Source organism: Marinobacter sp. DY40_1A1 (genome assembly GCF_016597815.1).
Taxonomy (GTDB): domain Bacteria; phylum Pseudomonadota; class Gammaproteobacteria; order Pseudomonadales; family Oleiphilaceae; genus Marinobacter; species Marinobacter xiaoshiensis.
Genome location: NZ_VCHA01000005.1, coordinates 238,144 through 263,695, shown reverse-complemented (window position 1 = coordinate 263,695; position 25,552 = coordinate 238,144). Strand labels below are relative to the sequence as shown.

Here is a 25,552-nt window from a genome sequence, read left to right as displayed (position 1 = left end):
AGAACTCAGCCAAATCAAAAAAGGCCAGAGCTTGCGCTCTGGCCTTTTTTCTTATTGGCCTGACCAGCCTTGATTATCTTTTTACTTTTCCCGGGGCTGCCATTTTCCGTTCACATACCATGCAGACCAGCCCGTAGCCTTACCGTCTTTTTCCGTCATCACATACTGCTCTTTGGTTTTGCGACTATAACGGATGACCGTCGGATTGCCCTCAGGATCACGCTCTGGCGCTCCCATCAGATAATCGTGTTTCGGATCTATTTCCTCACGATGCGGCTTAATCTCCATAACCAGAGGTGGCCGAGTCTCACGGTTTTTCGGGAACTTGCTAGCCGCCAAAAACATTCCTGATGCGCCATCACGCAGCACATAGGTGTCATCGACTTTCTGACACTTCAGCTCTGGCATTGGTACCGGGTCCATTTTGGGTGGCGCCGGCTCCCCACTCTTTAACAGTTTGCGGGTATTCTTACAGGTGTCGCTCATGCACCCGAAATACTTACCAAAGCGCCCGGTTTTGAGCTGCATCTCAGAACCGCACTTGTCACACTCAAGCGTGGGGCCGTCGTAGCCCTTAATCCGGAAAGTGCCCTCTTCCACTTCATACCCGGCACAGTCGGGATTATTACCGCAAACGTGGAGCTTACGGGTTTCATCCACCAGATAACTGTCCATGGCCGTTGCACAGATAGGGCAACGTCGTTTTTTACGCAGCAGCCGGGTCTCGCCCTCGCCCTCAACATCATCATCAGCACTAACAACTTCATCACCTGACACCAGGTTGATGGTTGTTTTACAGCGTTCTTTCGGCGGCAACGAATATCCGGAACAGCCCAGAAACACACCCGTACTTGCAACACGAATCTGCATATTACGCGCACAGGTTGGGCAGGGAATATTGGTTTCGGTCGGGTCGTTCGGGCGCATACCGCCTTCACCATCAGCCGTTTCAGCAGACTCCAGCTGCTGACGGAAGTTGGCATAGAAGTCGTTAAGAACCTTTTTCCATTCCACATCGCCTAAAGCAATGCGGTCAAGATCACCTTCCATCTTGGCGGTAAAATCGAAGTCCATGAGGTTGGAAAACGACTCGCACAGGCGATCCGTGACTATCTCACCCATTTTTTCAGCGTAGAAGCGACGGTTTTGCAGACGCACGTAGCCACGATCCTGAATGGTCGAGATGATCGATGCGTATGTGGATGGCCGACCAATACCCTGCTTTTCAAGCTCTTTAACCAGGCTTGCTTCCGTATAGCGAGGCGCTGGCTTGGTAAAGTGCTGGCTTGGCTCGAGCTTTTCGAGACTCAGAGACTCACCTACCTTGATGTCTGGCAGGGCAACGTCTTCTTCTTTCTTGGCCGACTGAGGGGCCACCTTCAGAAAACCTTCAAACTTGATAATGCGACCACGGGTACGCAGTTCGTAATCGCCGTTAGCCACTACGATAGAGGTGCTAAGGAATTCGGCCTCAGACATCTGGCAGGCAACAAACTGACGCCAGATGAGGTCATAGAGCTTCTCAGCGTCTTTTTCCAAGCCACTGATTGCCGCGGCCTTGCGAGACACCTCTGTAGGACGAATGGCCTCGTGCGCTTCCTGAGCCCCTTCTTTGCTGCCATAAACTTTGGGCTTCTCAGGCAAATAACGATTACCAAACTGATCCTTGATGAACTCCCGGCAGCTATTAATCGCGTCCTGACTCAAGTTGGTAGAGTCGGTACGCATATAGGTGATGTAACCTGCCTCATACAGCCGCTGTGCCAGCATCATGGTTTTCTTGACACTGAACCCAAGGCGGTTACTTGCAGCCTGCTGTAGCGTTGAGGTAATAAAAGGTGCGCCCGGGCGAGACCTGGTTGGTTTGTCTTCCCGCTTGGCCACCTCAAAGGCGCCAGCCTTCAGGCGCTCTACGTGCTCATTGCTTTGCTGCTCGTTAACCGGGCGATAAGGCTTGCCGTCGTAGCGGGTAACCTCAAACCGAACCGGCTGCGCAGCGGCCTTGGCACCAAGCCCGGCAAACAACTGCCAATATTCCTCCGGTACAAACACCCGGATATCCCGCTCCCGCTCCGCAATCAAACGTACAGCCACTGACTGAACACGGCCTGCAGACAGCCCACGGGCGAGTTTGGCCCACAATAGCGGCGACACCATGTAACCAACAACCCGGTCGAGAAAGCGACGAGCCTGCTGGGCGTTCACCTGATTCGTATCGAGACTTCCCGGGTTTTCAAATGCTTCCTGAATGGCACGCTTGGTGATCTCGTTAAACACCACACGGCGGTATTTTTCAGGCTCGCCACCAATGGCCTGCTTCAGGTGCCAGGCAATAGCCTCCCCTTCGCGGTCAAGATCCGTTGCGAGGTAAATGTGGTCGGCATTTTTTGCGAGACGCTTGAGCTCACTAACAACCTTTTCCTTGCCAGGAAGGACTTCGTATCGGGCACTCCAGTCATTGTCTGGATCAACCCCCATACGAGCAACCAATTGCTCCCGTGCCTTGCGCTTTTTATGCACAATCTTGTCTTCAGGGCTGAGCTTGCGCGTAAGCGCCGCCTGCCTGGCACGTTCTTTCGGATCAGACTGGGACCCACTGCCACTAACTGGCAGATCACGAATGTGCCCAACGCTGGACTTTACGATGAAGTCAGAACCCAGGTACTTGTTAATGGTCTTCGCTTTCGCTGGTGACTCGACAATTACGAGACTTTTACCCATATCGGAGATCTGTATCCTTGGCGATAAATCGGTCGACATACAAGCAGACCGTAAACTCGCTGTAAAATCAATCGGCTGGAAAAACTATAGAAGCCGCCATTATGTATAGGCTCACTGTTTTACAGTGTCAGGAATAGCAAGACAACCCATTCTTTGTTTCAGTCATGCATTTTTCAAGTTTTAAAGAAGCACTCTGCACCCACCCTGAAACAAGAAAGGCCCGGCGAATGCCGGGCCTCCCATGAAAGCGTTACTGAACCCGCTTAACGGATTACAGGCGCTCCCAGACCGTCGCAATACCCTGGCCAAGGCCGATACACATGGTGGATACACCAAGCTTACCGCCTTTGGCCTGCATTACGTTCAGCAGAGTGGTAGAGATACGGGCACCAGAGCAGCCCAGCGGATGCCCAAGAGCAATCGCGCCGCCGTTCAGGTTAACCTTCTCTTCCATCACACCCAGCAGTTTCAGGTCTTTCAACACTGGCAAAGACTGACCAGCAAAGGCTTCGTTCAGTTCCCAGAAGTCGATATCTTCAACTTTCAGGCCTGCACGCTTAAGTGCCTTTTTGGTTGCCGGTACAGGGCCGTAGCCCATGATTGCGGGATCACAGCCAGCAACGGCCATGCTGCGAATCTTCGCCATCGGCTTCAGACCCAGTGCTTCTGCACGCTCTGCAGACATCAGGACCATAGCAGAGGCACCGTCTGTCAGCTGAGAAGAAGTACCCGCCGTTACCGTACCGTTCTTTGGATCAAAAGCCGGTCTAAGCTGGCCCAGTGACTCCACGGTGGTGTCGGGACGAATAGTCTCGTCATGCTCAATCAGCACCTTAAAGCCATTCTCGTCGTGACCTTCAACAGGCACGATTTCGTTCTTGAAACGGCCTTCGAGGGTCGCTTCATGGGCTAGACGATGTGAGCGAGCACCAAACTCATCCTGCTGCTGGCGGGTAATGCCGTGCATTTTTGCCAGCATCTCTGCTGTCAGGCCCATCATGTTCGAGGCTTTAGCAGTGTATTTGGAAGCAGCCGGGTTATGGTCGAAACCTTCCGTCATGGGTACGTGGCCCATGTGCTCCACACCACCAACCACAAACACATCACCGTTGCCGGTCATGATGGCTTGGGCTGCTGTATGGATTGCACTCATGGCAGAACCACACAGACGGTTAACAGTCTGGGCTGCAGACTCATGAGGGATACGGGTCAGCACAGAAATCTGCCGCGCCACGTTAAAGCCCTGCTCCTTGGTCTGGTTTACACAGCCCCAAATCACATCTTCAACTTCTTTCGGGTCGAGCTTCGGGTTACGCTCGAAAAGAGCATCGATCAGCGTAGCCGACAGGGTTTCCGCACGCACATGGCGGAAACAACCATTTTTGGCACGACCCATCGGAGTCCGCACGCAATCGACGACGACAACGTCTCTCGGATTAAGGCTCATAGATCTTTCTCCGTTCGGAAATCTCGTTCAGGGTTAACCAAAGAACTTTTTGCCAGTCTTGGCCATTTCACGCAGCTTATCGGTCGGATGGTACAAAGGACCAAGATCTGCATACTTGTCTGCCAGTTCAACGAACTTGTCGACACCCATGTCGTCGATATAACGCAGGGCGCCTCCACGGAACGGCGGGAAGCCGATACCGAAGATCAGACCCATATCGGCATCAGCCGGGTCTTCAACAATGCCATCTTCCAGGCAGCGAACGGTTTCAAGGCACAATGGGATCATCATGCGAGCAATGATGTCTTCATCGCTGAACTCGTTCTTACCCTGAACAACCGGCTCAAGCAGCTTGTAGGTCTCTTCATCGACAACCTTCTTCTGCTTGCCCTTGCGGTCCAGTTCGTACTTGTAGAAACCAACATCGTTCTTCTGTCCGTAACGGTTGTTTTCAAACATTACGTCAATTGCAGTGGTTTCTGCGTGCTTCATACGATCGGGGAAGCCGTCAGCCATTACTTCACCAGCATGCTTGCCGGTATCCATACCAACAACGTCCAGCAGGTATGCCGGGCCCATCGGCCAGCCGAACTTTTCCATAACCTTGTCGACTTTCTGGAAGTCGGCACCGTCACGTACCAGGCCAACAAAACCGCCAAAGTAAGGGAACAGAACGCGGTTAACCAGGAAGCCCGGGCAATCGTTTACAACGATCGGAGTCTTACCCATGGCCTTGGCGTAAGCCACAGTAGTCGCAATAGCGCGATCACTGGTCTTCTTGCCGCGGATAACCTCAACCAGCGGCATCATGTGCACAGGGTTGAAGAAGTGCATGCCACAGAAGTTTTCCGGGCGCTTCAGGTTCTTGGCCAGAAGATCTATGGAAATGGTCGAGGTGTTAGACGTCAGAATCGCGTCTTCACGAACCGCATCTTCTACTTCACGCAGAACCGCATCTTTTACTTTCGGGTTTTCAACAACGGCCTCAACAACCAGGTCTACGTTTTTGAAATCACCGTAGTTCAGCGTTGGAGTAATACTGTTGAGAACATCTGCCATCTGGCCTGCTTTCATGCGGCCTTTGTCGACACGCTTGGTGAGCAGCTTTTTGGCTTCATTCAGACCCAGGGTAATACCATCCTGGTTAATGTCCTTCATGATGATCGGCGTGCCTTTCAGTGCTGACTGATACGCCACACCACCACCCATGATACCGGCACCCAATACGGCAGCCAGTTTCACTTCAGACGCTTCTTTTTCCCACGCCTTGGCCTTCTTCTTCAACTCCTGATCGTTCAGGAACAGGCCCACCAGGCAAGCTGCAACGTTGGTCTTCGCCATTTTGGCAAAGCCTTTCGCTTCAACTTCAATCGCCTTGTCGCGGGTCATGCCGGCGTGCTTCTGCATCACCTTGATAGCTTCTACTGGTGCCGGGTAGTTTTTACCCGCTTTGCCACCAACAAATGCTTTGGAGATCTCAAATGCCATCATGCTTTCCATGGCATTCAGCTTGATCTTGCCCTTTTTCTCTTCGCGGCGCGCTTCGTGGTCAAGCTTGCCTTCGTTGCACTGGTTAATAATGGCAACAGCAGCCTCAACGAGCTTTTCTGGCTCAACGACGGCGTCGACAGCGCCTGTCTTCAAAGCCACGTCGGCACGGTTTTCTGCACCGCCACAAATCCACTCTACGGCGTTATCCACACCCACAAGGCGGGACAGGCGAACAGTACCGCCAAAGCCAGGGAAAATACCCAGCTTAACTTCTGGCAGACCTACTTTTGCCTTGGGAGCCATAACCCGGAAGTCTGTAGCCAGGCACATTTCAAAACCGCCACCCAGCGCAATGCCGTTAATAGCTGTTACGGTCGGGAACGGCAGATCTTCTACCGCACTGAAAATGGCATTAGCCTTCAGGTTGTTGGCAACCAGATCCTCTTCGGAACCGGCAAACAGATCAGTAAACTCTGTAATGTCGGCACCAACAATGAAACTGTCTTTGGAACTGGTTACTACCAGGCCCTTGAGTTTCTTCTGTGCTTTAAGTGCATCAGTCGCGGCGTGGAGCTCTTCAATGGTAAGACGGTTGAACTTGTTTACCGACTCGCCTTGCAAGTCGAAGTCCAACTGAGCGATCCCGCCTTCGATCTCTTTAACCGTGATGGCTTTACCTTCGTAAATCATCAACTGATCTCCAGTCTGTGTTTGGAACTGCCTCCAACTCTGAACGGCCTCGCTTGAGGAGTCGTCAGAGCTGTTTGATGCAGCGAGATTTCTGTCACTGCCCGATCAAACGACTAAAAATTCATACAGTCGTTTGAATCGTGAGGGCACACGATGTGAAAAAACAGCACGTTTGTCAATTTGTTTCTTTGTGATCAGACGCAACATGCGGAAATAACACCTACATTACGAGCCAGTATGCTTATCTATCAAGGCTTTACAAGCCAGTACAGAGAATGCACCTGAACTTCGCGATGCAAATTTCAAAGATATTTACATTTCCCGAATCCCGGGCCCGCAAAACTGCTTGATTGGCCGGGAAACTTACTTTACCTTCGATCTACGACTTTCGTACACAATAATAAACGCTTTACGGAGAATCCGTCCGATGAAATCCACCTACCTCGGCGCTCGCGCCTCTATGGTTGCCTCACTGTTTCTGTTTTTGCTCACATCCATGAACGTAAAGGCACAGGAGTCTGACGACTTCCTCGCCCAGCTACATAACTTCCGCGTAAGCAATTATGTCGCGCTTGACGCCTACTACCGTTTTATCGGATCCGGCAGCACCAATACCTTGAACGAGATTGTGGCGGGTATCAACTCAGCCAACGACGCCATGAACCTCGTTACGAGCAACACAGGTGGCGGACTATCCAATGAGCAACTTGAAGAGCTCAACAGCCAGTTCGATAAATTCAAAAACCTGATGCGCGACAACATAAACGATGTCCGGACAACTGGTTATCCGGACTTGCGGCTGGTTTCAGACATGGCCAACCAGGCGCTGGAAATGAACAGCAAGGCATCCGAACTCTACCAGATTGCCCAGGAAACCTCGAAGACACAAACAAGTCCACGGGTAGAAGCAGCCCGGATGGGAGCAGTCGTCATCGCCCAGATGATGGCCAAGTACTCGGTTCGCACCAACTCTTCGGTTGCGCAAATATTTCAAGGCTCTGCCCTCGAAACGTCACTTGATGATCAGGCTAAAGAATTCGACATGCTGCTTGAAACAATGAGTACAGGCGAAAGCAAAGAAGAGCTGAGTGAACTTTTGAGCGATGTAAATGCAAAATGGCAGTTCATCCGGGGCTCTTATATCAACTACAACGAAAACAACGTGGGTTTTGTAATCGACCGGTATTCCAAACGCATTCTCGAAAGCCTGTCTTCCGTTATCTCTTTGCTCCAGCAAAACGCCTGAGCAGCACCGGAGCCCTTCCCCCGGTCGGGCTCGCGTATTATGCTGTAGGAAAGCCGATACAAAAGGAGTTAGGGATGTCTGCATACAAAAAGATGCTGGTTGCTATCGATCTTACCGAAGAAGCACCCCAGGTTCTGGAAAAAGCAAAGATCATGAGCGAAGCTCACGGTGCCAGCCTTGTTCTGGTGCACGTTGTGGAGCCAGTGGGGTATGCCTATGGCGGAGATATTCCAATGGACCTTACCGAGCTTCAAACTCAGCTCGATAAGGCCGCCCGGGAACAGCTTGCTGCATACGGTGCTCAGTATGGCGTTGACAAAACCAACCAGATTGTAACTGTGGGCCGGCCGGAATCGGAGATACACCGCTTGGTCAAAGAACAGGCTGCAGACCTGGTGATTGTGGGAAGCCACGGACGGAAGGGTTTCCAGCTGCTACTGGGCTCCACTGCAAATGGCGTTTTGCATGGCACAGAGTGCGACGTTTTAGCGATCAGAATTCGCTAAGTCGCCCTGCAACATCCAGCTTTAAAGAAAAGCCCGGGGCAATTCCTTGCCACCGGGCTTTTTGTATCTGAAATCCTTAACCAAGTGCCTGCTCTTCCAGCTCCATCCACCTCTCGATCACCTTCTCGAGCTTGAGCTCTTTCTGCTCCAGCTCTTCCAGAACCTCTGCAACCTCTTCAGCCGCCCCTGAATAGAAGTCAGCAGAAGAAATTCGTGCCTGAATGTTCGCAACATCCTGTTCCAAGGCCTCTATTTGCCCCGGCAACTGTTCAAGTTCGAGCTTTAACTTATAACTCAACTTGACTGGCTTGGGCTTACTGGCATCGCCATCTTGCGACCCCGCTGCGACCTGATCATCCTTCGCAACAGAATTAACATTGCCCTTGCCACTATTTTGCTTCCCTGACTTTGCCGCTTTGTCGTGCCGATCGGGTCGCGCGCCCGTTGCCTCAGCCGGGAAACGCCCCCCCTGTCGACGCCAGTCGCTGTATCCACCTACGTATTCCCGCACATAGCCAGAACCGTCCAGGAAAACCGTTTCCGTTACAACGTTATCGAGGAATTCACGGTCGTGGCTGATAACAATCACGGTACCAGCAAACTCGGAAAGCTGCTCTTCCAGCAACTCAAGGGTTTCCACATCCAGATCGTTGGTTGGCTCATCGAGCACCAGAATGTTTGCCGGCTTACTGAACAGCTTGGCCAGCAACAGCCTTGCACGCTCCCCCCCGGAGAACACCCGAACAGGGGATCTCGCCCGCTCAGGGGTAAAAAGAAACTCCTGCAAATAGCCGAGCACATGCTTGCTTTGGCCGTTGATATCAATAAATTCCCGACCTTCCGACAAGTTGTCGAGAGCATTCAGACTGAGGTCGAGTTCACCACGAAGCTGGTCAAAATAGGCAACCTCGAGATTTGTTCCCAGGCGGATGGTGCCCTGTGTCGGCTCAAGACTACCCAGTAACAAGCGTACCAGTGTTGTTTTGCCAGTTCCGTTCTCCCCCACAAGGCCAATTTTGTCGCCCCGAAGCACAGTGAGGTTCATATCCCGAATAATGGCTGTTCCATCCGGGTACGCAAAGCCGGCACCCACTGCCTCAACCACCAGCTTGCCTGAGCGTGCCGCATCCTCCACTGCGAAGGTTGCTGTGCCACCCCTGACCCGACGCTGCCGATGCTCTTCCCGCATCGCTTTCAGCGCCCTGACCCGACCCATATTGCGAGTGCGACGAGCTTTAATGCCCTGGCGTATCCAGGCTTCTTCCTGTTTCAGCCTCTTGTCGAAAAGGGCATTTTCCCGTTCTTCCTCTTCAAGGGCCTTTTCTTTCAGATCAAGATATCGGTCATAAGACGCTGCAAAACTAACCAGCTTGCCGCGATCCAGCTCCACAACCCGGGTAGCCATCCGCCTGATAAAAGCACGATCGTGGCTCACGAAAAGCATGGCGCCACGAAACGCACCAAGAGCCTCCTCAAGCCATGCAATGGCTGGCACATCAAGATGGTTGGTTGGCTCATCCAGCAAAAGAATATCGGGTTCTCCAACGAGTGCTTTTGCCAACAGAACACGGCGCTGCCATCCACCGGAAAGCGTATTAAGCCGCTGATCCGGATCGATACCATATTGCGCCAGAATGGCCGTAACCTTCTGATCCAGCCGCCACCCGTCAAGCGCTTCGATACGCTCCTGAACCTTCATCATACGATCAAGACTGGACTCGTCTGCGCTTTGTGTAAGCGTATGAAACTCTGCAAGAAGCTGACCCGCTTCAGGGAAGGCTCCCGACACAACTTCGTATGCCGTCCTGGTGTCGTCAGACGGCAGGTTCTGGGGCAAAACCGCCAACACCGCGCCATCGTCAAGGCGCACCTTGCCACCATCCGGAACAACCTCGCCGCTCACGATTTTCAGAAGAGTCGACTTACCCTCGCCATTCCTTCCTAACAGGCACACCCGCTCACCAGCTTCAATATTCAGTGAAGCCTGATCAAGCAGCGGGTGCATTCCGAAAGCCAGGGAAATCGAGTCCAGCGTTAACAGTGGCACGTTGTTTTCTACTCCGATTCGATAACAGTGACGGAATCATCCACATGGATCACTCCGGGGGATTCATGAATAGCATTCTGGCCGAAGATTACGCCATCTGGCGTTCTGCGATAACCTGAGAGCGCCCTCAAGGGCTGCAGGCCGGGATCTTTTAGGCCCGTATCCGGGTCAACGGTGGTCAGAACACAGCGGGAACTTGGCTTCACGATACTGAAGCACTGCCCTCCCACCGAAATCTTACGCCAGTGGTCTTCCTGCCAGGGAGCCGGGCCCTCGATAACAATGTTGGGCCTAAACCTGCGCATATCTACGGGCGCGTCAAGACGCCCATTCAGCTCATCCAATGAAGCCAGATTGGTGATCAAAAAAGGAAAGCCATCAGCAAAGCCTACACGGCGATACTCACTTACATGCCCGGCATCGACCCGCCGAAACGAGGAATCGGGCATATAGACAAGACGCAGAGTCTTGCCGCAAAAGCGGCTCAGCGCTTCACTGGCAAACGACTCGCCCTCAAGAGCTTTAACCCAGTCGCGCCAGACCAGCACTCGTAGTTCCTGACCTGTCTGCTGCAATGTGAAATCGCCCTCACCCGGTATTCGGATACTGACACCCTCTGCAGACAGAGAGGCTGATACCCTGGCCAATACCGGAAGCTCCCTCTGGGTAACAAAGCGGCGTTCCTCATCGACTATCATCCATCGCCGGTCGCCTTTAGGGCCGAAGTCATCCATTTCAAAACAGGAAACCTCAATACCAGCGAGGGACTTTACTGGGTAAACATGGAGTGAGTGAACTTTCAAGGCGCGTCTCCAGAGCCAAAATCAAGTGTGGGGAGACGGCAAGTATAACCAAAAACAAAAAACCCGGCCTCTTTCGAGGCCGGGTTTCCGGAATCTGGAGCGGGAAACGAGATTCGAACTCGCGACCCCGACCTTGGCAAGGTCGTGCTCTACCAACTGAGCTATTCCCGCAAAATTGACCAGCTTGCGCTGACAACGGATGTGTATTCTACGCATCCCGCCCCTTTCGTCAACCTCCTTTCCAAACTTTTTATTGCCCAAATCGATTAGCGGTACCCAAATAGTCCCTTTCCGCCTCACTAGAGGGTCTTCTGAGCGCCTGGTTTCGATGAGGAAACCGCCCAAAACGCTCAATGATTTCATGGTGGTCCTGCGCGGATCGTAGAAAGCTTTTCAAAAAATCCTGCAGCATCCCCGTAGTGGATGCTACCAATTGCTCATAACACTCAACCGACAGAGCCTGGTCATCGAGTCGCTCCGAGTGTTGCAACGGCATATACATAAATGCGCGCTGAATCGGCGGGAGCGCAACATCACACCCCTTACGCATAGCCTCTTTACAAAGCTCCTTCGCCTGCTTGTCCTGCTCGAACGCAAGTGCGCCGCCCCGGAAAATATTTCTGGAAAACTGGTCGAGCAGGATAATCTCAGCTAACCGACCACCTGGTGTCTTACGCCAGTGATCTAGCCCTTGTTCCGACGCAAACAGAACCATGGAAAGAAACCGGCGACGTATCTCCTGGTCGAACTTCCGGCTTGAGCGAAACCAACGATTGCGGTGTTCGCTATCAGGCAATCCATTTTCATCAAATTCTCCGAACCAGAAATCCAGAATCTCTTTTCAATCGAACATTAAAGAACACCCTGTTATCTTGATTGACGGGACCAACAGAGAATACCGGCCCGCAACCAGATTTACGACAGACACCTTTGACAGATCATAGAGGAGCGCTGATGAGCAGTCGTCGCGTCATTTTGTTAGCCCACGGCAGCAGCGACAAACGCTGGTGCAACACATTCGAAACTCTCGCCGAGCCGACGCTAAAGGCTGTAACCAACTCCAGAATTGCCTATATGGAGCTGGCTGAACCATCCCTGGAGGCTGTCGTGCATGAAGGCGTGTCAGCCGGGAGCCTGGAATTCACCGTTGTTCCACTCTTTCTCGCCGCCGGACGTCACCTGCGCAAAGATGTGCCAGCCATGATCGAAGCTCTTGAAAATTCTACAGGGGCAAGCATTACGCTATCCCCTCCTATTGGAGAGAACCCCTTGCTGGGTCAGGCAATCAAGGATGTAGTGACACAGCAGCTAGCCCATAACACCGACGATTAGGGAGCAACATCATGAACAAGTGCGTACTTATAACCGGTGGTACTGGCTTTATTGGCGGAGAACTTTGCAGAAAACTGCTTGATCGTGGCTACAAGCTTTCTGTTTTAAGCCGGCAGCCTGCCGATGTGGTACGCATGTTGTGTGGCCCGGTGGAGGTGATTCATAACCTTGAAAGCCTCCGCGGCCACCAGGGTTACGATTCCGTGATCAATCTTGCAGGGGAAGGCATCGCCGACAAGCGCTGGAGTGACCAGCGACTACAAGCACTTTCCGATAGTCGTATTGGCTTGACCAACACCCTGACAAAGGTCATTCAGAGCTGGGAACAAAAACCCAAGGCCATGGTTTCTGGCTCAGCCGTTGGCTTTTATGGTGATCAGGGTGACGCACGAGTAACCGAAGGTACTGCGCCTCACGATGAGTTTACTCACCAGATGTGCAGGGATTGGGAAAATGCAGCACTCAAGCTGCAGCCCCTTGGGGTACGCATATGCCTCTCCAGAACCGGCATTGTGGCAGGTCCTGAGGGAGGTTTTTTAAAGCGCATGGTTTTACCGTTTAAACTTGGACTCGGCGGGCGACTCGGTTCCGGGCATCAATACATGCCCTGGATTCATCGTGAGGATGCAGTAGCGGCTCTTATCTGGATGCTGGAGTCGCCACAGGCCTCCGGAGCCTACAATGTAGTGAGTCCCAACCCTGTCACCAACCGTGAGTTTACGAGCTGCCTCGCTCACACTCTCAAGCGACCCGCCATTTTCCCGGTTCCGGCACAAGTGCTTAAGCTGGCGCTGGGAGACATGTCACGGCTCTTGCTAACAGGTCAAAAGGCGATTCCAGAAAGACTGATCGACGCCGGATTCGTGTTTCGCTATCCGACGCTCGCAGAAGCGCTCGAAGATGCCACCAAATAACTTATTCGTTTTTTTACATCAAAAACGTTGACAGGGGTGAAAGGCTTACCTAATATACGCGCCACCTCGACGAGGCAAAGGTTTAAAGCGTTGCGTCCCCTTCGTCTAGTGGCCTAGGACTCCGCCCTTTCACGGCGGCAACAGGGGTTCGAACCCCCTAGGGGACGCCATTTTTACCTCTCAAAATACCCGAGAAGAAAAATGCGCTTATCTGCCGAAGTCAAGGCTCGCCCTTTCAGGCGGCCTTTCTATCCAGCTTGATATCCTTCTTTATTGGATTGGCAGCGTGAGATTTTTGGTCTCGCATCACGAATATGCCTACGCCAACAAAAAAAGCCACCATAAGTAATACAGTCGCAATTCCAGCGAAAACCACCACGTCCATATACATAATTCTTCTCCTGCCCTTATTCAAACTTGATTAAGCTCAGATTACGTCACTCCAGAATACAGATATTGATCTACATCAATGGCAGCATCACTGCTGTAACTCAAAAACACGCGAATACAAAAGTGAACATAATTCTCCCACGTTTTCGCGGATTTGCAGGGAATTTGGATAACAGGACTGTTATAGTCAGCCAATAATGGACTATCCGCTTATATCAACCGGACTGGGTGGCTGACGTACAAGATGCCGAAACTGCCGACACGCTTACAACGTTTTCGCTCGGGCTCTCCCCTGTCCTTCAGGCTGCTTGCTTGGATACTTCTATTCAGCTCGGTTTTCACGCTGATTGCATCGGCTATTCAAATCTATTCTGATTACCGCAAAGACCTTTTGCAGATTGACAGCCGCATGCATGTGGTTGAATCCGGATACGCATCCAGTCTGGCCCGAAGCCTTTGGGCCCTTGACCAAAAACTGCTCCAGACCCAAATGGAAGGGATTCTCAGCCTGCCAGACATTGTTCATCTGAGGCTGGGCATTGAGCCCGACTCTGAACTGGTTATGGGGGAGATCCCCCGAGGTTCCGATACCAAATCGCACCAATTTGACCTGGTTCACGAGGGCGAAGGGACATTCAAGCTGGGTGAACTCACGGTAACAGCCAATCTGGATCGTGTTTATGAGGACCTGAAAGTTAAGGTAGGCATTATTCTCGCCACTCAATTCCTTAAGACTTTTTTTGTATCGATACTAATCATCTGGGTTTTTCAGCATTTTGTTACCCGCCATCTGACAACTATGGCCAACTACGCCAAAGACATCTCCCTGAAGAACCTCGGCACACCTCTAACTCTTGACCGTCCAGACACGCCGTCGCACCGCAACGATGAAATTGGTCGGGTAAGCGATGCAATAAATCAGATGCGCGAGCGTCTGAATGACGACATGGTGCGCCAGGAAAAAGATGCCGCCGAAATCCATAAATTTTCCATGGCAATTGAGCAAAGCCCTTCCTCCGTTGTTATTTGCGACCGTCAGTGGCGGGTCGAGTTTGCAAACCACAAGTTCACACAGCTTACGGGTTATAACGCAAAAGCGATTGTCGGCCGACACCCTGGCGCATTAAGCGACAACAGCATGGAAATCCGTGAAAACCGCCAACTATGGCAATCCATCCGCCTGCAGGTTCAGCGCGTTGGTGTGTGGCAGGGTGAAGTGAACAGTGCACGGCGCAATGGCGAGCGCTTTTGGGAGCAGTTGATCGTAACACCCATAAAGGACGGCACCGGTGAAGCAACGGGCTACCTCATTCTTGGTGAAGACATTAGCATCCGAAAACGCTACGAGCAGCAGTTATTGCGCCAGGCAAACTACGACATACTGACGGGTTTGCCTAACCGCATGCTCGCGCTAGACCGGCTCAAACTGGCACTGGCTCAAGCTCGCCGCGAGGGCTCCATGGTTGGGGTCATGTTTTTGGATCTTGATAACTTCAAGCACATCAACGACACCCTGGGCCACGATGCCGGCGATAATCTGCTGATTGAAGCTGCGAGGCGAATATCCAGCTGTCTGCGGGGAACAAGCACCGTTGCAAGACTTGGCGGCGACGAATTCCTTGTGATACTGCCAGGGCTAAATGGCTCTGAATCCGCGGCACAGGTAGCTGAGCGCATTCTTTCAAACTTTACTCCGGCCTATACCCTGAATGGCCAGGAAGTTTTTGTTACGACCAGCATCGGTATTGCAATTTTCCCGACCGATTCCGACAACAGCGGCACCCTTCTACAGCACGCGGATGCTGCCATGTATCAGGCAAAGCGTCAGGGCAAAAGCTCATACGCACACTTCACCCCCGAAATGTCTGAGGTATCCCATGAGCGGCTACAAATGGAATCCCGCATGCGGAGAGCATTGGAGCTGAACGAGTTCGAACTTTATTTTCAGCCAATTGTTAAGACCGCTACCGGCGAAGTGCACGCTGTAGAAGCGCTACTGCGATGGAACAACCCTGCTATGGGCATGATAATGCCGGATCGCTTTATTCCGCTGGCCGAGGAGACAGGTCTTATCATTGCCATTGGCGAATGGGTGCTTGAGCAAGCCTGCCTTGCAGCCACCGGTTGGAGGGCAATCACTGGCCGGGACATTGGAATTTCAGTCAACGTGTCACCAAGACAGTTCAGGGACTCCGGGTTTATCAACGCAGTGATGCGCGCGCTATCAAACAACGACCTGGCTCCGCAGTTGCTGGAACTGGAAATTACCGAACGCCTGCTGCTAGACAACTCAATCGAAACTGCCGAAATTCTCAGGGAACTGGATAGGGCTGGCATTCGCCTCTCCGTCGATGATTTCGGTACGGGTTACTCAGCTCTCAGTTACCTCAAGAGCTACCCGTTCGACACCCTGAAAATCGACCGCACCTTCATCAACGATGTGACCAAAACCCAAGGGGGAGGCTCCCTTGTGCGTGCGATAATCAACATGGCACACAGCCTGGGCCTGACTATCATAGCGGAAGGCGTTGAAGAGGAAGCACAGACCCTTTTCCTGAAGCAGGAAGGCTGTGATATGTCTCAAGGCTATTTCTACAGCCGCCCACTCCCTGCCGGGGAGTTCAATGAATGGCTCAATACCAATCACCAGACACAAACGTGACACTCAGGGAACCAGGGAAACATGACACAATCCATTCTTGTCGTTAACTGCGGCAGTTCGTCTCTGAAACTTGCGCTATTCGATGAAAATGAAAACAAATTGGCCTCTGCGATAGCAGAGAGACTGAACGGATCAGACGCATTTGCGCGAATCGATGGTGATGACCGCACTGTACCTCTGCCGCGCAATGCCAACCACAAACAGGCTTTGACGGCTTTGGTATTGGCGTTTCGCGAGCGTAAGTTAATGCCGGCAGCCCCCACGTCTGTAGGGCACCGCGTGGTGCACGGGGGCGAAACCTTCCGCGAAGCTGTTCTGATCAACGATGATGTGGTTGAAGCCATCAACGACTGCGCAGGCCTGGCTCCGCTTCATAACCCGGTCAATCTTGCCGGGATTGAAGCCACCCGGGAGCAATTTCCCGAAACACCGCAAGTCGCCGTGTTTGATACCGCTTACCACCAGACTCTTGCACCCCATGCATACCTATATGCACTGCCCGAATCCTTCTATCGGGACTGGAGCGTAAGGCGTTATGGATTCCACGGAACCAGCCATTTCTTCATGGCCAACGAAGCCGCTCGCCTACTCGACAAAACCCTTGCAACCACCTCGATCATTTCCGCCCACCTGGGCAATGGTTGCAGTATTACGGCAATCAAAGATGGTTTCAGTGTCGACACCAGCATGGGGCTAACACCGCTGGAAGGGCTGGTAATGGGAACCCGCTGCGGTGACATTGACCCAGGGCTCTTTGATTACCTGAGTTCCCGGGGTATGCAGTTAGCCGACGTTCATAAGGAACTTAACAAGAACAGCGGGCTCCTTGGAATCTCTGGCAAAACCAACGATATGCGCACCCTGTGTGAATTGGCTGATCAAGGACACGAGCCTTCAGCTCTTGCCATCGACATATTCTGTTTCCGCTTGGCAAAGTACGTTGGCGCCATGATGGCATCACTGGACCACCTTGATGCACTGGTTTTCACTGGCGGTATTGGCGAAAACAGCAGTCGGGTCAGGCAAAAAACACTAGGTCATCTGAAGTTGCTCGGGTTTGAGCTGGATGCAGACAGGAATGAGCACAACGGTCGTCAAAGCGGTGGCAGAATAGAAAGTGCCGGTTCGCGATTCCCGGTCCTGGTCGTCCCGACTAATGAAGAGCTTGTAATCGCACGCGAGGCTTCGCGCCTGGCTGCCAGTTTTAGATAGATCTGCCGGGCTGTCAGCTTACTCTATCGCCAGAACCTGCCACCAGAACTTATTACCTGAACTACCGGAACCTCTTTCTATGGCTAAAAGTCTGTTTATTGCACCTACTTCAATGGATTCTGGGCTCACATCTGTTTGTCTGGGCTTGTTGCGCGCCATGGAGCGCGTTGGCATCAGCGTTGGATTCTACAAGCCTTTTTACCAGTCAGTAAACCAGGCCGAGTCGCGGCATAACGATGGTAAGGATTCATCCGTGACCTTTGTCCGTTCGCGGAGCCATCTGCAGCCCCCTGAACCGATTCCCCTGAAGAAGGCTCAGCACCTGCTTAACCGTGGCAAATCCGATCTGCTCATGGAGACAGTAGTAGGCGAATACCAGAAAGTCGCCAAAGATGTCGATGTTGTGATTATTGAAGGCCTTGTTCCCGACCGTCGCGAAGCCTACATAGCCCGTCTTAACGTGGAAGTGGCGCGTAATCTGGGTTCAGACGTGGTGTTGGTCAGCACACCGGGCAAGAGCAGCCCTCTCGAACTCGATGAGGAGCTGGATTTCGCTGCACGCCTGTTTTCCGATGTCTCGGCTCAGGATGTGATTGCCGTTATCCTCAACAAGCTTGGTGAACCCGAGCGCTCAGGAATGGAACCCTACAGCAATATCAGCCAGACCGAAGGTGAAACTCCAGACTACCGCAATAGCTGCAAGGTGTTCCGGGATGGGCGCTTCCGCTTGCTGGGCCAGATCCCGTGGCAGTCTGATTTATTAGCACCGCGTGTGTCTGATATTGCCCGGGAGCTAAATGTGCCGGTGCTGTATGAAGGCCAGATGCACACTCGCCGGGTGCAAAGGGTATCTGTCTGCGCACGCTCCATCCGCAATATGACGGAAACTCTGGGTCCAGGCACCCTGATGGTGACCCCCGGCGATCGCGAAGACATTATTGTGACAACGGCCGTTGCGGCGTTAAATGGCGTTCCCCTGGCGGGCCTCATGCTGACCGGCGGGCTTATGCCTGATCAACGGGTGATTGACCTGTGTTCGCGGGCCCTGCATACAGGCTTACCAGTACTGAGCTCACCTGCCAATACCTACGAAACCGCCCACATGCTGGCGAACCTCTCCAACGCGATTCCCACCGACGATCCCGACCGTGTCGAGAAAGCAATGGAAGCAGTAGCAACCAAGATTGATACAGACTGGCTGCAGGAACACCTGCGCGTTGAAGTTCAGAGCCGGCTGTCCCCTCCGGCATTCCGCTATCAGCTATCTGAGCGGGCGCGGGCAGCAAACAAGCGCATCGTACTGCCAGAAGGCAGCGAACCGCGCACGGTTCAGGCAGCAATCATTTGCCACCAACGCAAACTTGCACGCTGCGCCCTGATTGGCAACGAAGCAGAAATTCGAGATGTAGCAGCGTCGCAAGGCTTTGAGCTGCCCGAGGATATTGAAATCATTGACCCGATTGAGGTGCGAAAAAACTATATCGCTCCCATGGTCGAACTGCGCAAACACAAAGGGCTCGCGCCGGATATGGCCGAGGCGATGCTTGAAGACAACGTGGTTCTGGGCACCATGATGGTCGCTCTGGATGAGGCCGACGGACTTGTTTCCGGCGCTATCCACACCACCGCAAACACCGTGCGCCCTGCCCTGCAGCTAATCAAGACCCATGACCATGCAAAAGTAGTGTCTTCGGTTTTCTTCATGCTGCTTCCACAACAGGTATTGGTGTACGGTGACTGCGCCATCAACCCCGACCCCAATGCAGAGGAGCTGGCCGATATCGCAATCCAGAGCGCTGAATCTGCAGAAGCGTTTGGTGTGGAGCCCGTCGTTGCCATGATCAGCTACAGCACTGGCGAGTCAGGCAGTGGGCACGATGTGGAGAAGGTGCGAGAAGCAACCAGAATAGCCCGTGAACGCAGGCCAGACCTGCTTATTGATGGCCCGCTGCAATACGACGCTGCAGCCATCGAAAGCGTAGCGCGGAGCAAAGCGCCGAATAGCAAGGTTGCGGGTAAGGCGACGGTGTTCATCTTCCCGGATCTCAACACCGGGAACACCACCTATAAGGCGGTTCAGCGTAGCGCTAATGTGGTGAGTATTGGCCCAATGCTTCAGGGCCTGAGGAAACCGGTTAACGATCTCTCGAGGGGGGCGTTAGTAGAGGATATTGTGTTTACCATTGCACTGACAGCGGTGCAGGCAAAACAGGTTGAGGATGCGGGGCTGGCCTGAGCCGCCCCGCTCAACAAACAGGCCTGTCAGCGTTTGGTGCTTTTCTGACGGGTCTTTTTCACATGACGACCTACCTTCAGATCATTGTCCTGCTTAACCTTCTGACGAGGCGTCTTCCGATCAACCTTGTTGGCGAACGGGTTCTCGGCGGAACGGAACTCAAAGCGGATTGGTGAACCAGTCACATTCAGCACTTTGCGAAACGTGTTTTCGAGATAGCGCTTGTATGAGCCAGGTAAGGCATCTGTCTGATTGCCATGGACAACAACTACCGGCGGGTTAGATCCCCCCTGATGTGCATAGCGCAACTTGATTCTGCGCCCACGAACCATAGGCGGCTGATGCTGAGCAATAGCATCCTCCAGAATGGCTGTCAGTCGGTTGGTCTGCCATTTAGCCATAGCCGACTCATAACAGGCTTCCACTGACTCGTACAGAACCCCCACGCCAGAGCCATGGAGCGCAGAGATATAGTGCTTGTCGGCATAATCGAGAAAGTCCAGGCGGCGCTTCACCTGCTCCTTCACTTGAGCGCGGGCTTCAGGATCCATGCCATCCCACTTGTTGACCGCAATGACCAATGATCGGCCCGCATCAAGGACAAACCCGATCAGGTGCAAATCCTGATCAACAAGCCCTTCACGGGCATCAATAACCAGTATCACAACATGGGCGTCGTCGATGGCCTTTAATGTTTTGATAATGGAAAACTTCTCCACCGCTTCATTCACATTCTTGCGGCGACGAATACCTGCGGTATCGATAAGAGTATATTGTTTTTCGTGGCGCTCATAAGGGATATAAACACTATCCCGGGTCGTGCCAGGCATGTCATAAACGACCACCCGCTCCTCGCCCAGCATGCGGTTCACCAGTGTGGATTTACCCACGTTGGGACGACCAACAATGCCAATGCGAATACCCGGATAACGATCCGCCCGATCGGCTGCTTCACGCTCTTCTGCAGAAGGCAGGAGCATCTCGAGCATAGATCGTATGCCGCGGTTGTGGGATGCGGCAACCATAAACGTTGATGCAAACCCGAGGCTATAAAATTCAGCCGCAGCTACATCGGGATCCTGTCCGTCGGTCTTGTTAACCACAAGATGAGCCTGCTTGCCCGACCGACGCAGATGATCCGCTATCATTTCGTCCCCGGCAGTCAGGCCTGCACGTCCATCAACCAGGAAAAGAACTATGTCTGCCTCGTCTACGGCCTGCATGGACTGCCGGGCCATTTCGATATCCAGCCCCTCTTCTGTTCCTGTCAGGCCACCGGTATCAATAACGATAAAGCGCTGCTCTTCGTAAGTGCCCTCACCGTACTTGCGATCCCGGGTCAGGCCGGGAAAATCCGCCACCAGAGCATCGCGGGAACGCGTCATCTGGTTGAATAATGTCGACTTGCCAACATTTGGCCGGCCAACAAGGGCAATTACTGGGGTCATAATGGTTCGCTATACAGTTAATTTAGGCCCGGCCTTTGGCCAGAGCGTTGAGGAAGCGCAGATCCGTTCCGATCCCTCAGTGTGAATACAGACAATTTACCGCTGTTTCCGAAAACCATCAGATTACCATTGGCCAGGCGCTGCAATGGAACCCGGAGGCCATCACTATCATAGCGCGTCTGACCAACAAGGCGTCCATCATCTGCAGACAGTACATGCAGATAACCCTCGTAATCGCCAACAACCAGATAGTTGTCGTAAACAGCCGGCTGAGTCAGCTGGCGCCAGGACAATCCCTCCTGAAGCCATACCTCTCTGCGATCAGAGCCACGGTAGGCAACAACATCGCCGTTAGCAGATGACATATATATATTGCCACCGCCAATCATTGGGGCTTGCAAGCTGGATGCCTTACGGCTCCATATTTCCTGACCGGTACGTATATCGACCAGAGCAAGTTTTCCCTGATATCCAGAGACCATTATCGCACTATCAAGCACCAACGGCTGACCCGCAATATCTACCAGCCGTTCCAGCTCCGTGCGTCCCTGAGGCTGCCCAACTTCGTACTGCCACAAAGGCTGGCCCGATTCGGCAGCCAAGGCCATGAGCTTTCCGTTGGAGAACGACGCAATCACCACATCGCCGCCTACCAATGGCGCGGCAGCGGCCCTCAGCGACAGAGCTGGCACCACCCCATCGTACTGCCAGACTATTTCGCCATCAGCTGTATTAAAGGCCAGAACCCTGCCATCCGTTGTCTGGGTTACCACGAGAGATCCGTTTGATTGAGGTGCTGCCAAAGCTTCTGTGGGCAAGGCCTTGCGCCACAGTTCGCGCCCGTCTTCACGGGAGAGCGCAATCAGATCTGCTTCACGAGTGACCAGATAGAGTTGGTCCAGATCCCCGCCAACACCCGCAAATATGCGATCTTCAAGCTCCCGCTTCCACAGCAACTTCCCGGTTTCCGAATTCACAGCAACCAGCGCACCGTCAGCGGAGGCTGCATACACAACCTCTCCAGCATTCAATGGTGCCAGATACAGAAAATCGTCATCATGCCCGTCGCCGACCGACATTTTCCAGACAGTTTTAAACGTAACGGTAGTGTCCACTTCAGGAACCGGCACCGGTTGTTCAAAGGTATCGGTTGTGCTGCACCCCGCCAGACCCAGCCCTGCTATAAGGACAGAAAAAACACCCGCCCGAAACAGCCTGCTGCCAGCAAACCTCATCAGGCCTCCTCTCCAACGCCAAGATCAGAAAGCTTGAGCTCCAAAATACCGCTGCGGCCTTGCTGGCTTTGTTCACGGGCCGCCAGATAAGCGTCAAGCGCACCTTTCTTGTCACCCTTTGCCAAAAGAATATCTCCACGCAATTCAGAGAAAATTGCAGCAAACGCATCGGCACTTTCCGCATTCCCTGCGCCATCAATGGTCGCCAGCGCATCATCATAACGCTCGGCAGAGAACTGAGCGCGAGCCAGGCGATTGCGAACCACAAGCGCCAGTGCTTTATGGTCACCGGCTTTTTCCAGAGCCCACTCAAGAGACGCAACGGCTGCTTCTGCATCCTGGTCTTCAACCAGTTGCTGACGAGCCAGAATCAGATTGCCATATACGGCATACGCGCTTCCGGCATGATCTTCGCGCAATGTGTTAGCCACAAACGCAACGGTTTCACTGGCAGTCTCATCCGTCTGATTACCGAACGCGTTCAACAGTGTGGCGAACTGGTTGGCAGCTTCGGCTCGCTGTTGCTCCTGATGGTTCTGCCAAGCCTGCCAGCCGAACACAATCGCAAGGGCGGCACCGATACCAATGAGCAGAGAACTGCCATTTTTCTTCCACCAGTCCTTGATCGCCTGAACCTGTTCTTCTTCGGTGCGCAATTCCGCCATGATGACTCCTGTAATGGTTTATTACTTTTATATTGGTACGAATTCAGTTCGCCAAGGCTTTCGCCAGCACCGCTGCAAGATCACTCTGTGCCACACTGCTTTGTTCTTCATCGGAACGCAGCGGCTTGAGACCTGCCGTTGCATTCTCAATTTCATTGTCGCCCAGAATCACTGCATACCGAGCGCCACTTTTGTCTGCTTTTTTCATCTGGCTTTTGAAGCTGCCACCGCCACAATGACTGATTACAACCCGACCATCGAGTTGATTGCGCAGGGTTTCTGCCAGCGCCATCGCAGGTGCTATTGCTGCATCACCCATAGCAGTTACATACACATCTGCATTGCTGTTTGCCTCTTCGGGTACAAGCCCCAGGGTATCCAGCAGCAGAATGAGACGTTCCAGCCCCATGGCGAAACCGACAGCAGTCGTCGACTTGCCGCCAAGCTGCTCTACCAGGCCATCGTACCGACCGCCTGCACAGATAGTTCCCTGGGCACCAAGGCTCTCGGTAACCCACTCAAAAACAGTTTTCCCGTAATAATCGAGCCCACGAACCAGGGCTGGATTAACGGTGTAGGCGATGCCAGCAGCATCCAATAGCTCTTTTAGCCGCCCGAAATGCTCACGTGATTCTGCATCAAGGTAGTCTTCCAGACGCGGTGCATCGGCAAGCAACTTGCGGGTGCCCGGGTCTTTGGTGTCCAGAATGCGCAGCGGATTTGTATCGAGCCGTCGCTGGCTGTCCTCATCAAGCTCTGATTTGTATTGCGTGAGGTATTCAACCAATGCCCCACGAAACTCTTTGCGAGCAGCAGATGACCCGATTGAGTTAATTTCCAGACGAGCATGATCTGTAAGACCCAGTTCCTGCCAGAGCCTGGCAGTAAGAATCAACAGTTCTGCATCAATGTCCGGCCCCTGAATACCGAAGCACTCAACGCCAATTTGATGGAACTGGCGATAGCGTCCTTTTTGTGGCCGCTCATGCCGGAACATCGGCCCGGTATACCACAACCGCCGGGTCTGGTTGAACAACAGACCGTGCTCTTCAGCAGCGCGAACACACCCGGCTGTTCCTTCAGGCCGAAGCGTCAGGCTATCGCCGTTACGATCGTCAAAGGTATACATTTCCTTTTCGACGATGTCTGTAACTTCACCAATAGAGCGTTTAAATAAATCTGTCTGCTCGACAATAGGCATCCGGATTTCCTGATAGCCATATTGCCGGAGCACTCTGCGCGCGGTGGACTCAACGAACTGCCAGATGGGTGTCTGTTCTGGCAGGATATCATTCATCCCGCGTATTGCCTGAATCTTAGCCAATGTAAACCCTTAATTCCTGCTGGAAAATCGTGCCCGCTCGATCACTTGCCCGTGCGCGCAATAATGGCATCTTCCTGTTCCTTCTTCCGGGCGATTTCTTCACGAATCAGCCGTTCAAGATCGTCAGTAAGATTGGCATTATCAAGCTTCTGGTTTGGCTTTCCCGCCCTGTAAAACAGGTTTTTGGGGCTACCTCCCGTCAAACCGATATCCGCCACTTTGGCTTCACCGGGGCCGTTAACAATGCAGCCGATGATGGCGACATCCAGGGATTCATTTACGTCTTCGAGGCGTACTTCGAGATCGTTCATGGTTTGAATAACGTCGAAGTTCTGGCGGGAGCAGCTTGGGCATGCAATAAAGTTAATGCCCCGACTACGCAAGCGAAGACTTTTGAGAATATCGAAACCGACTTTGATTTCCTGGACCGGGTCTGCGGCCAGCGACACCCTGATAGTATCGCCTATGCCATCCATCAACAGCATGCCAAGGCCGATAGATGATTTAACCGTGCCAGACCGGAGCCCACCTGCCTCGGTGATGCCGAGGTGAAGCGGCTGATCGATCTGGGTCGCGATCTTGCGGTAGGCTTCCACCGTCATGAACACTTCCGAGGCTTTCAGGCTCACTTTGAAGTTCTGGAAATCATGCCGATCAAGAATATCGATATGGCGCATGGCCGACTCAACCAAGGCGTCCGCCGTGGGTTCGCCGTATTTGCGCTGAAGTTCTTTTTCAAGTGACCCGGCATTAACGCCGATACGCATAGGTATGTTGCGATCACGGCAGGCACTGATGACAGCACTCACCCGGTCGTCACGACCAATATTGCCAGGATTGATACGCAAGCAATCCACACCAAGCTCGGCAACCCGCAGCGCTATTTTATGATCAAAATGGATATCTGCAACCAACGGCAGGGACACCCGCTCGCGAATCTTTCCGAAGGCATCGGCAGCCTCCATTGAGGGCACAGATACCCGGACAATGTCGGCACCTGCATCCTGCAGCGCAGTAATCTGACCCACCGTTGCGTCAACATCGCATGTATTGGTGTTGGTCATGCTCTGGACGGCTATGGGTGCATCGCCACCAACGGGAACGTCCCCAACCATGATTTGGCGGGATTTGCGTCTTTTGATCGGGGATTCGTGTTTCATGTGCTTACGACCGATATAGATAA

At 52.9% G+C, this 25,552-nt stretch carries 19 protein-coding genes and 2 tRNA genes; 8 read left to right on the top strand and 13 right to left on the bottom strand.

Going from position 1 to position 25,552, the window contains the following annotated elements:
• Positions 1–81 precede the first annotated feature (81 nt).
• The 3 genes from topA to fadB all read right to left on the bottom strand — a co-directional run bounded on the left by topA (position 82) and on the right by fadB (position 6,349).
• Entirely contained in the window at positions 82–2,721 is a 2,640-nt protein-coding gene (topA, locus tag FFI61_RS14095; protein WP_200371233.1) for a type I DNA topoisomerase, read from the bottom strand.
• Positions 2,722–2,992: 271 nt separating this feature from the next.
• A complete protein-coding gene (gene fadA / locus FFI61_RS14090; protein WP_200204965.1) occupies positions 2,993–4,168 on the bottom strand; it encodes an acetyl-CoA C-acyltransferase FadA in 1,176 nt (391 codons plus the stop codon).
• Positions 4,169–4,201: 33 nt separating this feature from the next.
• Positions 4,202–6,349, bottom strand: a complete 2,148-nt coding sequence (gene fadB, locus FFI61_RS14085) for a fatty acid oxidation complex subunit alpha FadB (protein WP_200371231.1) — start codon at positions 6,347–6,349, stop codon at positions 4,202–4,204.
• Positions 6,350–6,776: 427 nt separating this feature from the next.
• Here fadB and FFI61_RS14080 point away from each other — a divergent pair, with 427 nt between their 5' ends.
• Both FFI61_RS14080 and FFI61_RS14075 read left to right on the top strand, forming a co-directional pair.
• Positions 6,777–7,595, top strand: a complete 819-nt coding sequence (locus FFI61_RS14080) for a hypothetical protein (RefSeq protein WP_200204967.1) — start codon at positions 6,777–6,779, stop codon at positions 7,593–7,595.
• Positions 7,596–7,669: 74 nt separating this feature from the next.
• The gene (locus FFI61_RS14075; protein ID WP_200204968.1) at positions 7,670–8,101 is read left to right on the top strand and encodes a universal stress protein; all 432 of its coding nucleotides are present in this window, start codon (positions 7,670–7,672) and stop codon (positions 8,099–8,101) included.
• Positions 8,102–8,177: 76 nt separating this feature from the next.
• Here the strand turns inward: FFI61_RS14075 and FFI61_RS14070 are convergent, their stop codons facing one another.
• From FFI61_RS14070 to FFI61_RS14055, 4 genes are all read right to left on the bottom strand, one after another.
• Positions 8,178–10,148, bottom strand: coding sequence for an ATP-binding cassette domain-containing protein (locus FFI61_RS14070; protein ID WP_200371227.1), 1,971 nt, complete (start codon positions 10,146–10,148; stop codon positions 8,178–8,180).
• Between the two features lie 8 nt (positions 10,149–10,156).
• Positions 10,157–10,951 carry an MOSC domain-containing protein gene (locus FFI61_RS14065; protein WP_200371225.1) on the bottom strand — a complete coding sequence of 265 codons (795 nt, stop codon included), beginning with the start codon at positions 10,949–10,951 and terminating at the stop codon, positions 10,157–10,159.
• A 95-nt stretch (positions 10,952–11,046) separates the two neighbouring features.
• Positions 11,047–11,122 (bottom strand) — tRNA-Gly (locus FFI61_RS14060).
• Between the two features lie 79 nt (positions 11,123–11,201).
• A complete protein-coding gene (locus tag FFI61_RS14055) occupies positions 11,202–11,786 on the bottom strand; it encodes a DUF924 family protein (RefSeq protein WP_320159570.1) in 585 nt (194 codons plus the stop codon).
• A gap of 119 nt (positions 11,787–11,905) precedes the next feature.
• On the opposite strand from FFI61_RS14055, the gene FFI61_RS14050 reads away from it, so the two are divergent.
• From FFI61_RS14050 to FFI61_RS14040, 3 genes are all read left to right on the top strand, one after another.
• On the top strand, positions 11,906–12,283 hold the full coding sequence (locus FFI61_RS14050; protein ID WP_200204972.1) for a sirohydrochlorin chelatase: 378 nt from the start codon (positions 11,906–11,908) through the stop codon (positions 12,281–12,283).
• An 11-nt stretch (positions 12,284–12,294) separates the two neighbouring features.
• Positions 12,295–13,197, top strand: a complete 903-nt coding sequence (locus tag FFI61_RS14045) for a TIGR01777 family oxidoreductase (protein ID WP_200371223.1) — start codon at positions 12,295–12,297, stop codon at positions 13,195–13,197.
• 94 nt (positions 13,198–13,291) lie between these two features.
• Positions 13,292–13,367 (top strand) — tRNA-Glu (locus FFI61_RS14040).
• A 65-nt stretch (positions 13,368–13,432) separates the two neighbouring features.
• On the opposite strand, the gene ccoM is transcribed toward FFI61_RS14040, so the two are convergent.
• The gene (ccoM, locus tag FFI61_RS18060; RefSeq protein ID WP_200371222.1) at positions 13,433–13,588 is read right to left on the bottom strand and encodes a cytochrome c oxidase subunit CcoM; all 156 of its coding nucleotides are present in this window, start codon (positions 13,586–13,588) and stop codon (positions 13,433–13,435) included.
• 243 nt (positions 13,589–13,831) lie between these two features.
• Here ccoM and FFI61_RS14030 point away from each other — a divergent pair, with 243 nt between their 5' ends.
• The 3 genes from FFI61_RS14030 (at position 13,832) to pta (ending at position 19,697) form a co-directional block, all read left to right on the top strand.
• Entirely contained in the window at positions 13,832–16,249 is a 2,418-nt protein-coding gene (locus tag FFI61_RS14030) for an EAL domain-containing protein (protein ID WP_200371221.1), read from the top strand.
• A 21-nt stretch (positions 16,250–16,270) separates the two neighbouring features.
• Positions 16,271–17,461, top strand: coding sequence for an acetate kinase (locus FFI61_RS14025; protein ID WP_200204976.1), 1,191 nt, complete (start codon positions 16,271–16,273; stop codon positions 17,459–17,461).
• A gap of 79 nt (positions 17,462–17,540) precedes the next feature.
• Positions 17,541–19,697, top strand: coding sequence for a phosphate acetyltransferase (pta, locus tag FFI61_RS14020; RefSeq protein ID WP_200371220.1), 2,157 nt, complete (start codon positions 17,541–17,543; stop codon positions 19,695–19,697).
• A 26-nt stretch (positions 19,698–19,723) separates the two neighbouring features.
• Here pta and der read toward each other — a convergent pair whose 3' ends face one another.
• Genes der through ispG form a run of 5 tightly spaced genes read right to left on the bottom strand, consistent with a single transcriptional unit; the run spans position 19,724 to position 25,529 of the window.
• The gene (der, locus tag FFI61_RS14015) at positions 19,724–21,145 is read right to left on the bottom strand and encodes a ribosome biogenesis GTPase Der (protein WP_200371219.1); all 1,422 of its coding nucleotides are present in this window, start codon (positions 21,143–21,145) and stop codon (positions 19,724–19,726) included.
• A gap of 17 nt (positions 21,146–21,162) precedes the next feature.
• The gene (gene bamB / locus FFI61_RS14010; protein ID WP_200371213.1) at positions 21,163–22,380 is read right to left on the bottom strand and encodes an outer membrane protein assembly factor BamB; all 1,218 of its coding nucleotides are present in this window, start codon (positions 22,378–22,380) and stop codon (positions 21,163–21,165) included.
• A complete protein-coding gene (locus FFI61_RS14005; protein ID WP_200371204.1) occupies positions 22,380–23,045 on the bottom strand; it encodes a YfgM family protein in 666 nt (221 codons plus the stop codon). Before FFI61_RS14005 ends, bamB begins: the two co-directional genes overlap by 1 nt.
• A 43-nt stretch (positions 23,046–23,088) precedes the next feature.
• The gene (gene hisS / locus FFI61_RS14000) at positions 23,089–24,369 is read right to left on the bottom strand and encodes a histidine--tRNA ligase (protein WP_200371202.1); all 1,281 of its coding nucleotides are present in this window, start codon (positions 24,367–24,369) and stop codon (positions 23,089–23,091) included.
• A 41-nt stretch (positions 24,370–24,410) separates the two neighbouring features.
• Positions 24,411–25,529, bottom strand: a complete 1,119-nt coding sequence (gene ispG, locus FFI61_RS13995; protein WP_200204982.1) for a flavodoxin-dependent (E)-4-hydroxy-3-methylbut-2-enyl-diphosphate synthase — start codon at positions 25,527–25,529, stop codon at positions 24,411–24,413.
• Between the last annotated feature and the right edge of the window lie 23 nt (positions 25,530–25,552).

Coding starts and splice junctions, on each gene's coding strand:
- FFI61_RS14045 (WP_200371223.1), top strand. CDS start 12,295: ATGAACAAGTGCGTACTTATAACCGGTGGTACTGGCTTTATTGGCGGA.
- FFI61_RS14005 (WP_200371204.1), bottom strand. CDS start 23,045: ATGGCGGAATTGCGCACCGAAGAAGAACAGGTTCAGGCGATCAAGGAC.
- pta (WP_200371220.1), top strand. CDS start 17,541: ATGGCTAAAAGTCTGTTTATTGCACCTACTTCAATGGATTCTGGGCTC.
- ispG (WP_200204982.1), bottom strand. CDS start 25,529: ATGAAACACGAATCCCCGATCAAAAGACGCAAATCCCGCCAAATCATG.
- FFI61_RS14025 (WP_200204976.1), top strand. CDS start 16,271: ATGACACAATCCATTCTTGTCGTTAACTGCGGCAGTTCGTCTCTGAAA.
- topA (WP_200371233.1), bottom strand. CDS start 2,721: ATGGGTAAAAGTCTCGTAATTGTCGAGTCACCAGCGAAAGCGAAGACC.
- bamB (WP_200371213.1), bottom strand. CDS start 22,380: ATGAGGTTTGCTGGCAGCAGGCTGTTTCGGGCGGGTGTTTTTTCTGTC.
- ccoM (WP_200371222.1), bottom strand. CDS start 13,588: ATGTATATGGACGTGGTGGTTTTCGCTGGAATTGCGACTGTATTACTT.
- FFI61_RS14050 (WP_200204972.1), top strand. CDS start 11,906: ATGAGCAGTCGTCGCGTCATTTTGTTAGCCCACGGCAGCAGCGACAAA.
- der (WP_200371219.1), bottom strand. CDS start 21,145: ATGACCCCAGTAATTGCCCTTGTTGGCCGGCCAAATGTTGGCAAGTCG.
- fadB (WP_200371231.1), bottom strand. CDS start 6,349: ATGATTTACGAAGGTAAAGCCATCACGGTTAAAGAGATCGAAGGCGGG.
- fadA (WP_200204965.1), bottom strand. CDS start 4,168: ATGAGCCTTAATCCGAGAGACGTTGTCGTCGTCGATTGCGTGCGGACT.
- FFI61_RS14030 (WP_200371221.1), top strand. CDS start 13,832: ATGCCGAAACTGCCGACACGCTTACAACGTTTTCGCTCGGGCTCTCCC.
- FFI61_RS14075 (WP_200204968.1), top strand. CDS start 7,670: ATGTCTGCATACAAAAAGATGCTGGTTGCTATCGATCTTACCGAAGAA.
- FFI61_RS14080 (WP_200204967.1), top strand. CDS start 6,777: ATGAAATCCACCTACCTCGGCGCTCGCGCCTCTATGGTTGCCTCACTG.